The organism is Protofrankia sp. CiP1_Cm_nod3, assembly GCF_982290655.1.
The window spans coordinates 25,017-37,815 of record NZ_CEVIVD010000035.1; the positions used below are offsets into that span (position 1 = coordinate 25,017).

Here is a 12,799-nt window from a genome sequence, read left to right on the forward strand (position 1 = left end):
GTGCGGGTCGCGGGGGCGGCGTCGCGGGGGCGGTGCTCGACGCGGTTCTCGGGTGTGTGTTTCATCGGGTTTTCGCGGGGGTGTTTTACAAGGATTTCACGGACATGTCGACGGCGCCGGGTTCATCGGGCGGACCGCCGGGAAGAGCGCGGTATGCCGCCGGACGCATCGGGAACATCGGACACGCCCGGTACGTGCCGCGCGGGGGCGGTGCCGCCGGGAACCTCCCGCCCGGCGGACATCACCCGCCGGGACGCCGTCCAGCCGCGGATGAGCCGAGCGGCGCCCCGGACGGGCTCAGCCGCGGGCAACCGCCATGATCAGATCATCGGCGGGCAGCCCGTCCTCCTCCGCTTTCTTCATAGCCGCCAGCACGCGCTTGTAATCCCGCGGCATCACCTTGACGAACCGGGCCTGCTCGTCCTCCCAGCGGCCGAGCAGGCCGGCGGCGACCGTGGAGCCGGTCTCCCGCCGGTGCCGGGCGATCAGTGTGTGCAGCAGCTCGCGGTCGTCGTCGTCCAGCGGCTCCACGTCGACCATCTCGATGTTGATCCGCCGCCGCGACGGCCGGTACAGGTAGGCGACGCCGCCGCTCATCCCGGCGGCGAAGTTGCGCCCGATGGGCCCGAGCACGGCGACGGTGCCGCCGGTCATGTACTCGCAGCCGTGGTCGCCGACGCCCTCGACGACGGCGGTCGCGCCCGAGTTGCGGACACAGAACCGCTCGCCGACGATGCCGCGGAAGAACGCCTCGCCGGCGGTGGCGCCGTAGAGCAGCACGTTGCCCGCGACGATGTTCTCCTCGGCGCGCAGCGGCGCCTCCTTCGGCGGGAAGACGATGATCCGGCCGCCGGAGAGGCCCTTGCCCGCGTAGTCGTTGGTGTCGCCCTCGAGGGTGAGCGTCACCCCGCGCGGCACGAACGCGCCGAAGCTCTGCCCGGCCGAGCCGGTGAACCGCAGCGAGATCGTGTCGTCGGGCAGGCCCCGCGCGCCGTACCGCCTGGTCACCTCGTAGCCGAGCATGGTGCCGACCGTCCGGTTGACGTTGCGGATCGGCATCTCCAGCCACACCGGCCGGCCGTCCTCAAGAGCGTCCTCGCAGAGCTGGATCAGGGAGTTGTCCAGTGCCTTGTCCAGCCCGTGGTCCTGGGCGGTCGTGCAGTGCAGGGCACCGCCGAACGGCCGCTCCGGGCTGTGCAGCAGCGGGGTGAGGTCGAGGCCGGCCGCCTTCCAGTGGTCGACGGCGGCGCGGGCGTCGAGGAACTCGACGTGCCCGACGGCCTCCCGCAGGGTGCGGAAGCCCAGCGCCGCGAGGTACTCGCGCACCTCCTGCGCGATGAAGGTGAAGAACGCCTCGACGAACTCGGGCCGGCCGGTGAAGCGCTCGCGCAGCGCCGGGTTCTGGGTCGCGACCCCCACCGGGCAGGTGTCGAGGTGGCAGACCCGCATCATCACGCAGCCGGCCACCACCAGCGGGGCGGTGGCGAACCCGAACTCCTCGGCGCCGAGCAGGGCGGCGACGACGACGTCCCGGCCGGTCTTCATCTGGCCGTCGACCTGGACGACGATCCGGTCGCGCAGGCCGTTGAGCAGCAGGGTCTGCTGGGTCTCGGCGAGCCCGAGCTCCCAGGGGGCGCCGGCGTGCTTCAGCGACGTCAGCGGGGACGCGCCGGTGCCGCCGTCGTGCCCGGAGATCAGCACGACGTCGGCGTGGGCCTTGGACACCCCGGCGGCGACCGTGCCCACCCCGACCTCGGCGACGAGCTTGACGTGCACCCGCGCCCGGGTGTTGGCGTTCTTCAGGTCGTGGATGAGCTGGGCGAGGTCCTCGATGGAGTAGATGTCGTGGTGCGGCGGCGGGGAGATCAGGCCCACGCCTGCCGTCGAGTGCCGGGTCCGCGCGATCCACGGGTAGACCTTGTGCGCGGGCAGCTGGCCGCCCTCACCCGGCTTGGCGCCCTGCGCCATCTTGATCTGGATGTCGTCGGCGTTGGCGAGGTACTCGCTGGTCACCCCGAACCGTCCGCTGGCGACCTGTTTGATCGACGAGCGGCGCAGGTCGCCGTTGGCATCGGGGACGTAGCGCCTGGCGTCCTCCCCGCCCTCGCCGGTGTTCGACTTGCCGCCGATCCGGTTCATCGCGATCGCGAGGGTCTCGTGCGCCTCGGCGCTGATCGAGCCGTAGGACATCGCCCCGGTCGCGAACCGCCGGAGGATCTCCGAGACCGGTTCGACCTGCTCGATCGGCACCGGCGGGCGCAGCCCCGCGCGCAGCTCGAACAGGCCGCGCAGGGTGGCGTTGCGCCGGGAGAGCTCGTCGACGGTGGCGGTGTACTGCTTGAAGACCTCGTACTGGCGGCTGCGGGTGGCGTGCTGGAGCAGGAAGACCGTCTCCGGGTTGAACAGGTGCACCTCGCCCTCGCGGCGCCACTGGTACTCCCCGCCGGCGTCGAGGTCGCGGTGGGCGAGCTCGCTGGGCAGCGCCGCGTACGCCCGGTGATGGCGGGCGGCGACCTCGTCCGCGAGGACGTCGATGCCCACCCCGTCGAGCCGGGACGGCGTCCCGGTGAAGTAGGTCTCGACGAGCCGCTGGGACAGGCCGATCGCCTCGAACAGCTGCGCGCCGGTGTAGCCGGCCACGGTGGACACGCCCATCTTGGACATGACCTTCAGCACGCCCTTGCCGAGCGCCTTGATGAGGTTCTTCTGGGCCTGCTCCCGGGTGATCCCGTCCAGCTCGCCGGCGTCGAGGATGTTGTCGATCGACTCGAAGGCCAGGTACGGGTTGACCGCGGCCGCGCCGTAGCCGAGCAGCAGCGCGATGTGATGGACCTCACGGGCGTCACCGCACTCGACGATCAGGCCGACCTTGGTGCGGGTCTTCTCCCGGATCAGATGATGGTGGACGGCGGCGGTCAGCAGCAGGGAGGGGATCGGGGCCTTGTGCCGGTCGCAGTCGCGGTCGGAGAGCACGACGACGCGGGCGCCGTCGGCGATCGCCTCGCTGACCCCGCGACAGATCTCCCGCAGCCGGCCGGTGAGCGCCGCCCCACCGCCGTCGACGTCGTAGAGGCCACGGACGGTCACCGCGGCGAACCCGGGCATGTCACCGTCGTCGTTGATACCGACGATCTTGGCGAGTTCGGCGTTGCTGATGACCGGGTACGGCAGGCGCACCAGCCGGCAGGACGCCGGCGACGGCGCGAGCAGGTTGCCCTCCGGGCCGAGCGTGCGCGCCAGGCTGGTGACCATCTCCTCCCGGATCGCGTCCAGCGGCGGGTTGGTGACCTGCGCGAAGAGCTGGGTGAAGTAGTCGAACAGCAGCCGCGGGCGCTGCGAGAGCACCGCCACCGGGGTGTCGGTGCCCATCGACCCGATCGGCTCCGCGCCGGCGCGGGCCATCGGCGCGATGATGACCCGCAGCTCCTCCTCGGTGTAGCCGAAGACCTGCTGGCGGCGGCGCACCGACTCGTGCCCGTAGATGACGTGCTCGCGCTCGGGCAGGTCGTCCAGGGAGATCAGGCCGGCGTGCAGCCACTCCTCGTAGGGTGCGGCGGCGGCCAGCTCGGACTTGATCTCCTCGTCGTCGACGATCCGGCCCTGGGCGGTGTCGATCAGGAACATCTTCCCCGGCTGCAGCCGGCCCTTCTGCACCACCTTGTGCGCGGGAATGTCGAGGACGCCGACCTCGGAGGCCATCACGACCAGGCCGTCGTCGGTCACCCAGTAGCGGGACGGGCGCAGCCCGTTGCGGTCGAGCACCGCGCCGATGACCGTGCCGTCGGTGAAGGCGATCGACGCCGGGCCGTCCCACGGCTCCATCAGCGCCGAATGGAACTGGTAGAAGGCCCGCCGGGCCGGATCCATCTCGTCGTGGTTCTCCCACGCCTCCGGGATCATCATCAGGACGGCGTGCGGCAGGCTGCGCCCGGCCAGGTGGAGCAGTTCCAGGACCTCGTCGAAGCTGGCCGAGTCGCTGGCGCCGTCCGAGCAGATGGGGAACAGACGGTTCAGGTCCCCCGGGATCAGGTCACTGGCGAGCAGCGCCTCCCGGGCGTGCATCCAGTTGCGGTTGCCACGCACGGTGTTGATCTCACCGTTGTGGGCGGCGAACCGGTACGGGTGCGCCAGCGGCCAGCTCGGGAAGGTGTTGGTGGAGAACCGGCTGTGCACCAGCGCGATGGCGCTGGCGAACCGGGGGTCGTCGAGGTCGGGGAAGTACGCGGAGAGCTGGTGGGTGGTGAGCATCCCCTTGTAGACGACGGTGCGCGCGGACAGGGAGGCGAAGTACACCCCCGCCTCCCGGTGGGCCCGGGTGCGCACACGGAACGCCCGGCGCTCCAGGTCCATCAGGTCGAAGGGCTCGCCGCCGCCGGCGCCGTCACCCGCTGTGACACCGGCCGTGACACCCACCGTGCGGCCGCCGCCGGCCGTGGCGGGCAGGCCGAGGAAAAGCTGGCGCATCCACGGCTCGACCTCCGCGGCGGACCGGCCGACCATGTGACTGATCACCGGAACCTCGCGCCAGCCAAGGACCCGCAGGCCCTCCGCGCGCACGATCCGGCTGATCGCGCGGACCGCGTCGTCCCGGTCGCCGGCGATCTGCGGCAGGAACGCGGTGCCCACCGCGTACTGGCCGGGCGGCGGCAGCGGGAAGTCGACGACGTCGCGCAGGAACGCGTCCGGGACCTGCAACAGGATGCCCGCGCCGTCACCGGTGTCCGGGTCGGAGCCGGACGCGCCCCGGTGGTCGAGGTTGCGCAGCACGGTGAGGCCCTGTTCGACCAGTTCGTGACTGCGTCGCCCACGGACATCGACGACGAAGCCGACCCCGCAGGCGTCGTGCTCGAACGTGGGGTCGTACAAACCTTGTGCGATCGACATCCGGCGGGTCCTGTCCGTCTTCAGGGGATCTCCAAGAGGCGGACGACGCTGTCCGGACGCGCCGCCGACAGGAAATGTCCCGGCCGGGCGCACTAACGAGTGTGCCACGTGCGCACCGGATCCGCCGTGATCACAAACGGGCTGGCGGCGGATGTGGCCAACCGGGCACGCGGTGGCGCCGCGGCCCCAGACCCGCCGGCCGGCCCCGGAGCACGCCGCCCTGAGCGTCCACCAACGTCACCGCCGTCTTTCGTCGCTGTTTCCAGCGCCGCATCCCAGCGCTGTCCGCGATCGCCGTCAGCCACCGGCTGTCGGATGCCGGACACCTCGCTCCGCGTACTCTCCGCTTTCTCCGCGCTCCCCTCCGTCCTCTCGTCCTCTTTGACCTCCCCGTTCTCTCCTTTTTTCCGTTTTCCCCGTTTTTCGCCGTCGCGGCCTGGCGCCGCCGGTCAGGACTGGTTGGACGGCTCGGCGGCCGCGCGGACGGCGGGCTCCACGCCCGGCGGCACGCCGTCGGGCCGTGCCGCCGGGGAGGCCTCCCCGCCCGGGCCGCCGCTCTCGGCCACCGCGCTCTCCCCGCCCACGCCGTCGGCCCGGGCCGCGGCGTCACCGGAGGCCTCGCTGCCCGGCTCGTCCGCGGCGGCCGCGGACCCGGCGGCGGGCTCTGCCGCGGGCCCGGCGGCGGGGCTGGCCACGGGACTGGCAACAGGCCCGGCGGCGGGGCTGGCGGCGGACTCGGCAGCGGACTCGGCGGCGGGCTCTGCCGCAGGCCCGGCGGCGGGACTGGCAGCGGGCCCTGCCGCGGGCCCGCCGGCGGTGGAGGTGGCCACGGGGCTGGCAGCGGACTCGGCAGCGGACTCGGCAGCGGGCTCTGCCGTGGGCCCGGCGGCGGGGCTGGCAGTGGGGCTGGGATCGTCGGTGGGTGCGTCGGCGGACGCCGGGAGGTCGGCGGGAGCGCGCAGGAACACCAGGGCGAGCGCCGCGGCGGCGAACACGACCAGCGACGTCCAGTCGTTGAGCCGCACCCCGAGGAAGGTGTGCGCCTCGTCGATGCGCAGCGCCTCGATCCAGGCCCGCCCGGCGGTGTAGAGCAGCACGTAGAGCGCGAACAGCTTGCCCCGGCCGAGCCGGTGGTGGCGGTCCACCCACAGCAGGACGCCGGCCACCCCGACGTTCCACAGCGCCTCGTACAGGAAGGTGGGATGGTAGAGCGGCTCGCCGGGGACACGCTGGTGCCGGGGGTCTATCCGCAGCGCCCAGGGCAGGCCGGTCGGGCGCCCGTAGAGCTCCTGGTTGAACCAGTTGCCGACCCGCCCGACAGCCTGCGCCAGGACCAGGCCCGGGGCCGCCGCGTCGGCGAACAGGCCGAAGGCGACCCCGCGGCGCCGGCAGGCGAGCCACCCGCCCAGCGCCCCGCCGACGACCGCGCCCCAGATCCCCAGCCCGCCATGCCAGACCCGCAGGATGTCGACCGGGTCCCCGCCGGCGCCGAAATAGGCGTCCGGGCTGGTGACGACATGGTAGATCCGCGCTCCGACGACACCGAACGGGACAGCCCACCCCGCCACGTCGGTAGCGAGATAGGAGGGCTGGCCACGCGCGCGCAGCCGCCGACCGGTGATCACGGTCGCGATCACGATACCGATGATGATCATCAGGGTGTAGCCCCTCAGTGGAACGGGGCCTACATACAGGATGCCCGTCGAGGGGCTGGGAATCGCGGCTAGGACCACACGGGCCAAGCTATACCGCCCGTAACCTGGCCCTCGCCGCGCCCCACATCGCCGCATGCCACAAGCGTTGCCGTAAGTAACCGGCAGATTGTCACCGAAGATTATCAATTACGCCAGCAATATTACTGGACGTCACCAGCTATCAGCGGACGCCACGAAACACTACAAAAAGTTGCAAATCACTATCAAACGATCCTGTAGTCACGGCACCACTACGGGCAGCGGGAGCGACTCGGACGGCAGGGACGGCAGGGACGGCAGGGACGGCAGGGACGGCAGGGACGGCAGGGATCATCCCCGTGGCACGGACGGCCCGGAGCGGCGCACCCCGGCGGCGAGCCCGGCCACGACCCCCCGCAGCGCCACCGCCGCCTCCTCCGGATCCGCCCCCGCGCGCTCGGCGTCCAGCAGCGCCCTGACCAGAGCCGATCCGACGATCACCCCGTCGGCGAAGCCGGCGACCTCGGCCGTCTGCTCGGGCGTGCTCACACCGAGCCCGACGGCGACCGGCGTGTCGGTCACGGCCCGGACCCGGCGGGCCAGCTCGGCCGCCTGCGCGCCCACCCGCTCCCTGGCCCCGGTCACGCCCATCAGCGACGCCGCGTAGATGAAGCCCCTGCTGACCGCGGCGACCCGCGCCAGCCGGGCGTCGGTCGAGCTCGGCGCGACCAGGAAGACGGGGTCGAGCCCGGTGTCGGCGGTGGCCGCGAGCCACGGGCCGGCCTCCTCGGGCGGCAGGTCCGGTGTGATCGCGCCGGCTCCGCCCGCGGCCGCGAGATCACGCGCGAACGCGGCAGCCCCGTAGCGTTCGACCGGGTTCCAGTAGGTCATCACCAGCGCCGGCACGCCGGTGGCGGCCACCGCCTCCACCGTGCGCAGGACGTCGGCGGTGGTGACCCCGCGGCGCAGGGCCGCGTCGGACGCGGCCTGGATCACCGGGCCGTCCATGGTCGGGTCCGAGTAGGGCAGGCCGACCTCGACGACGTCCACCCCGGCCTCGACAAGGGCCCGCATCGCCGTGACCGCGCCGGCCACCGAGGGGAAGCCCGCCGGCAGGTAGCCGACCAGCACCGCCCGCCCGTCGGCGCGCGCCCGGGCAAAGGCCTGGCTCAGCCGGCTCTGCCCGCCGGGCTCGTTCCGCTCGCCGGGCTCGTTTCGCTCGTCGGGCTCACCGGCGAGGCTCCGTTCATCCGAAAGACTTCGCACCCTGGTCCGTTCCGTGATCCGTTCCGCCGTCGGCGGCGGCCAGGCCGTTGCCTGGCACCCGCCGCGCGGAGCTGGTTCGGCGTAGTTCCCGCCGCTGGCGCTGCTCGTTCCTGGCGGTGGTGTTCGTTCCTGACGGTGGTGTTTTTCGTCGCTGCCGGCGTTCCCGCCGGGGAGGGCCGTCAGAGGAGGTCGAACCACTTCGCCGCGGTGTCGACGTCCTTGTCACCGCGCCCCGAGCAGTTCACGACGACGACGGCGTCCGGGCCGAGATCCCGGGCGACGCCGAACGCGGCGGCGAACGCGTGCGCGCTCTCGATCGCGACCAGGATGCCCTCCAGCCGGGCCACCAGGCGCAGCGCGTCCATGGCGGCCCGGTCGTCGACCACCCCGTAGGTCGCCCGGCCCGTCTCGTGCAGCCAGGCGTGCTCGGGACCGATGCCCGGGTAGTCCAGCCCGGCCGAGATCGAGTGCGACACCTGCGTCTGCCCGTCGGCGTCCTGGAGCAGGAACGTGCGCATGCCGTGCAAGACGCCGGGGGCGCCGCCGGCGATCGCGGCCGCGTGCCGGCCGGTGGCCAGCCCGTCGCCGCCGGCCTCGGCGCCGATCAGCCGGACGGAGGGGTCGCCGATGAACGGGTGGAAGATCCCCATCGCGTTCGAGCCGCCGCCGACGCAGGCCACCACCGCGTCGGGCAGCCCGCCGACACGCTCGAGGACCTGTGCCCGCGTCTCCACCCCGATGATCCGCTGGAAGTCACGGACCAGCATCGGGAAGGGGTGCGGCCCCATCACCGAGCCGATGCAGTAGTGGGTCGTGTCCACCGTGGCCACCCAGTCCCGCATGGCCTCGTTGATCGCGTCCTTGAGGGTGCGGCTGCCCGAGGCGACGGCCACCACCTCGGCGCCGAGCAGCCGCATCCGGGCGACGTTGAGCGCCTGCCGGGAGGTGTCCTCCTCGCCCATGTAGACCACGCACTCCAGGCCGAGCAGCGCGCAGGCGGTGGCCGTGGCCACCCCGTGCTGGCCGGCGCCGGTCTCGGCGATCACCCGGGTCTTGCCCATCCGGCGGGTGAGCAGGCACTGGCCGAGCACGTTGTTGATCTTATGGGAGCCGGTGTGGGCCAGGTCCTCCCGCTTGAGCAGGATGCGGGCGCCGCCGACGTGCGCGGTCAGCCGGGCCGCGTCCGTGAGCGCGGTGGGCCGGCCGGCGTACGTCGCGAGCAGCCCGCCCAGCTCGGCGGCGAAACCGGGATCGGCCCGCGCGGCCGCGTAGGCGTCGGTCAGCTGGTCCAGCGCGGCGAACAGCGCCTCGGGGACGAAACGACCACCGAAGCGCCCGAAGTGCCCGGCGCTGTCGGGCAGCGGGCCCACCGGTACGGCATCCGCGTCGGTGGGCCCGGCGGTTGGAGTCACGGCGGAGGTCACTGCGTGAACCTATCGCCCTGGGGATGTTCCGTGCGCGACAGGCCGGCGGCGCATCAGCGGCAGGTCAGCCACGGGCCGGCGGCGAGCCGGCGGCACATCGGCGGCGAGCCAGCAGCACGTCAGCGGCACGTCAGCGGCGGCCCGGCGACACGTCAGCGGTGGGCCGGCGGCGAGTCAGCGGCCGACCTTGGTGGCTGGATGCGCGCCGGCGGTGACCAGGTCCGCGACCGTCTGGCGGGGATTCGTGCCGGTCACCGCGGCCTCCCCCACCAGGACCGCCTCGGCGCCGGCCGCGGCGTAGGCGAGCAGGTCGTGCGGCCCGCGCACGCCGGACTCGGCGACCTTGACCACCCCCGGCGGCAGCAGCGGCGCCAGCCGGGCGAAGGTGGCACGGTCGACGTCCAGCGTCCGCAGGTTACGCGCGTTGACGCCGATCAGTTTCGCTCCCGCGTCGACCGCCCGCGCGACCTCCTGCTCGTCGTGCACCTCGACCAGGGCGGTCATGCCCAGCGACTCGACCCGCTCGAGCAGGCCGACCAGCCGGGGCTGCTCCAACGCCGCCACGATCAGCAGGACGATGTCGGCACCGTGCGCCCGCGCCTCGAAGACCTGGTACGGGGAGATCACGAAATCCTTGCGCAGGATGGGCACGTCCACCGCGACGCGCACGGCGTCCAGGTCGGCCAGGGACCCGCCGAACCGGCGCCGCTCGGTCAGGACGCTGATCGCCGCCGCGCCCGCCGCCTCGAACTGGGCCGCCAGCGCCGCCGGGTCGGCGATCGTGGCGAGCTCGCCCCTGGACGGGGAACGGCGCTTGACCTCGGCGATCACCGCGACGGCCCGGCTACGCAGCGCCGCCAGCGCGTCCCTGGGATCGGGAACGCGCTCGACGCGTCGCTTCAGCGCCGCCAGGGGGGTCGCGGCCTCCCGTTCGGCGAGGTCCACGCGCACCCCGTCAAGGATGTCGTCGAGAACGCTCATCGGTCTGTGCCCGTGGCTGTCGCGGCCATGGCGCCGATGTTAGGCCAGGCGTGTGCCGCAGGCATCCGCCCCCCGCCGAAGGGCTCGAATGCTCACACCCGCCGGTTGCTCACCGGTTGACACAGGACCGAGGACAGTGAAACGAGAAGGCTGAAAAACCTTTGCACACCGGATGCGCGGACACCATGCCCACGTATCGTGATTGTCCGTCTGTTGATCATCCGGAGGGACTGTTGCCGACCGTAAGGCAGCCGACACCTGGCAGTCCGCCCGCCAGCGACCGGTTGCCGGCCCGCCCCGAGATCGGCTGAGGCCAGGATCAGGTCGGGTCGTCGCCTCGGTCGATGGCCTCCCAGGCGTCGACCGGCCGGGCCGCCGGGGCCCGGTAGCGGGCGGACAGCGCCGACCAGGTGTGCCCGCGCAGCGCGACGAGCAGCCCGCCGCCGGCGAGGAGCACGCCGCCGGCGGCGGCCAGCCACGGCGCGGCGGTGCGCCGCAGGTCCCGCAGGTCGGCGGTGGCGCCGGGGACGAGGTCGCGCACCCGCGCGGTGGCCCGCGCCGCCGCAAGGGGGTCGGCCGCGACCCGGCCGGCGACGACCGCGGCCGCCACCCCGGCGAGCAGGACGAGCACACCGACGACCACCCGGCCGGCACGCCTGGTCGCGGCGATCGCCACCACCCCGGCGAGCCCCACCAGGCCCAGCCCGGCCAGGGCCGGGGCCAGCTCGGAGCCGCTCAGGCCGGCCGCCAGCGGCGCGGCGGCCACCGCCGGCTCGTTCGCCCCCACGGCGGAGACCCGCACCCGCACCCAGGTCGCCCCGACGGTGAGCAGCACCACCGCGGCGCCGAGCAGGCAGGCGGCCACCGCCACGGCCATCTCCCGCCGCCGGCCGGCGGTGCCGGCGGACGGCCCGGGCACGTCCGCCCGGCCCGTCCCTCCCCCGCTGGCCGCGCGGGTGTCGTCGGCCGCGCGGGTGTCGTCGTCGCGGCGCCCACCGGCGGCCACGAACGGTGTCCGCGGTGTGCCCCCGGTCATGTCGGCGGGCGCAGCGACTCGGCGATCTCGACCGCCCGCAGCACCGCCGCCGCCTTGGTGCGGCTCTCGTCGTTCTCGGCCGCGGGGACGGAGTCGGCGACGATGCCCGCGCCGGCCTGCACGTAGGCGACACCGTCACGCAGCACGGCGGTGCGGATGGCGATCGCGGTGTCCAGGTCACCGCCGAAGTCCAGGTAGCCGACCACGCCCCCGTACAGGCCCCGGCGGGTGGGCTCGAGCCCATCGATGATCTCCATCGCGCGCACCTTCGGCGCGCCGGTGAGGGTGCCGGCGGGGAAGGTCGCCGTGAGGACGTCCACGGCCGAACGGTCCGCCGCGACCTCGCCGGTCACCGTCGAGACGATGTGCATGATCTGCGAGAACCGCTCGACGGCGGCGAACTCGACCACCCGCACCGACCCCGGCGTGCAGACCCGGCCCAGGTCGTTGCGGACCAGGTCGACAAGCATCACGTGCTCGGACCGCTCCTTGGGGTCGGCGAGCAGCTGCGCGGCGAGCTCGGCGTCCGCCTCCGGGGTGGCGCCGCGGGGCCGGCTGCCGGCGATCGGGTGCAGCAGGGCGCGGCGTCCCGTCACCGTCACGTGCGCCTCCGGCGAGGAGCCGATCACATCGTGGTCGTCGAAGCGCAGCAGGTACATGTACGGGCTCGGGTTGGACGCCCGCAGCACCCGGTAGATGTCCAGGGCGGCGGCCGTCGTCGGTCGCTCGAAGCGCTGGGAGACCACGATCTGGAAGCACTCGCCGGCCCGGATCTCCTCGATGGCGGCCTCGACGGACGCCTCGAAACGCTCCGGTGGGGTCGCCGAGACGAAGTCCGCGATCGACAGCTCCGCCGGCACGCCGGTGCTGGCCACGGTTGGCTCGGTCGACTTGCACAGGCCGGCCGTCATGACCTCGAGCCGCTGCAGGGCGTCGTCGTAGGCCGCGTCGAGGCCGCCGCCGCGGGTGAACACGTTGGCGATCAGCAGGCAGGAGCTGTCCCAGTGGTCGAAGACGGCCAGGTCGGCCGTGAGCATCATGCGCAGCTCGGCCATGCCCAGGTCGTCCACGGCGGTCGAGGGCAGCCGTTCCACCCGCCGGACGATGTCGTACGACAGGTAGCCCACCAGCCCGCCGGTCAGCGGTGGGGCGCCGGGCGGCCGGGGGGCGCGCAACGCCGTCCGCGCCGCCCGCAGGATCTCCAGCGGGTCGCCGCCGGTGGGCAGCCCCGGCGGCGGGTCACCCGCCTCCCAGACCGCCGACCCGTCACGTTCGGTGAGGGTGGCCGCGGCCCGGACGCCCACGAACGAGTACCTCGACCACGTCTCGCTGTTCTCGGCGGACTCCAGCAGGAACGTGCCCGGACCGCCGGCGAGCTTGCGGTAGATCCCGACCGGGGTCTCGCCGTCGGCGAGCAGGCGGCGGGTCACCGCGACCACCGGGTACTCGGCGGCCAGCTCATGGAACCGCGAACGGCCGGGGCTGATCTCCCCTGTGGTCACGACCGGGCTCCTCTCACGGGTTCGGCGGCGTCC

7 protein-coding genes are annotated in these 12,799 nt (G+C 73.4%); all 7 read right to left on the bottom strand.

Features of this window, described 5'->3' with window-relative positions; genetic code table 11:
• Window positions 1-297: 297 nt before the first annotated feature.
• The 7 genes from gltB to AC5LUJ_RS09620 all read right to left on the bottom strand — a co-directional run bounded on the left by gltB (window position 298) and on the right by AC5LUJ_RS09620 (window position 12,766).
• Window positions 298-4,884 carry a glutamate synthase large subunit gene (gene gltB / locus AC5LUJ_RS09590; RefSeq protein ID WP_250284150.1) on the bottom strand — a complete coding sequence of 1,529 codons (4,587 nt, stop codon included), beginning with the start codon at window positions 4,882-4,884 and terminating at the stop codon, window positions 298-300.
• A 449-nt stretch (window positions 4,885-5,333) separates the two neighbouring features.
• Window positions 5,334-6,539 carry a prolipoprotein diacylglyceryl transferase gene (gene lgt, locus AC5LUJ_RS09595; protein ID WP_493464792.1) on the bottom strand — a complete coding sequence of 402 codons (1,206 nt, stop codon included), beginning with the start codon at window positions 6,537-6,539 and terminating at the stop codon, window positions 5,334-5,336.
• Window positions 6,540-6,908: 369 nt separating this feature from the next.
• Window positions 6,909-7,823: a tryptophan synthase subunit alpha gene (gene trpA, locus AC5LUJ_RS09600; RefSeq protein WP_445548425.1), complete on the bottom strand. Its 915-nt coding sequence runs from the start codon at window positions 7,821-7,823 to the stop codon at window positions 6,909-6,911.
• A gap of 179 nt (window positions 7,824-8,002) precedes the next feature.
• Window positions 8,003-9,235, bottom strand: a complete 1,233-nt coding sequence (trpB, locus tag AC5LUJ_RS09605) for a tryptophan synthase subunit beta (protein WP_445548426.1) — start codon at window positions 9,233-9,235, stop codon at window positions 8,003-8,005.
• A gap of 186 nt (window positions 9,236-9,421) precedes the next feature.
• On the bottom strand, window positions 9,422-10,228 hold the full coding sequence (gene trpC / locus AC5LUJ_RS09610; protein ID WP_250287169.1) for an indole-3-glycerol phosphate synthase TrpC: 807 nt from the start codon (window positions 10,226-10,228) through the stop codon (window positions 9,422-9,424).
• 319 nt (window positions 10,229-10,547) lie between these two features.
• Window positions 10,548-11,264: a Trp biosynthesis-associated membrane protein gene (locus AC5LUJ_RS09615; RefSeq protein ID WP_493464793.1), complete on the bottom strand. Its 717-nt coding sequence runs from the start codon at window positions 11,262-11,264 to the stop codon at window positions 10,548-10,550.
• Window positions 11,261-12,766 carry an anthranilate synthase component I gene (locus AC5LUJ_RS09620; RefSeq protein WP_250287482.1) on the bottom strand — a complete coding sequence of 502 codons (1,506 nt, stop codon included), beginning with the start codon at window positions 12,764-12,766 and terminating at the stop codon, window positions 11,261-11,263. Before AC5LUJ_RS09620 ends, AC5LUJ_RS09615 begins: the two co-directional genes overlap by 4 nt.
• Window positions 12,767-12,799: the final 33 nt, after the last annotated feature.

Coding starts and splice junctions, on each gene's coding strand:
- trpC (WP_250287169.1), bottom strand. CDS start 10,228: ATGAGCGTTCTCGACGACATCCTTGACGGGGTGCGCGTGGACCTCGCC.
- gltB (WP_250284150.1), bottom strand. CDS start 4,884: ATGTCGATCGCACAAGGTTTGTACGACCCCACGTTCGAGCACGACGCC.
- AC5LUJ_RS09615 (WP_493464793.1), bottom strand. CDS start 11,264: ATGACCGGGGGCACACCGCGGACACCGTTCGTGGCCGCCGGTGGGCGC.
- lgt (WP_493464792.1), bottom strand. CDS start 6,539: ATGATCATCATCGGTATCGTGATCGCGACCGTGATCACCGGTCGGCGG.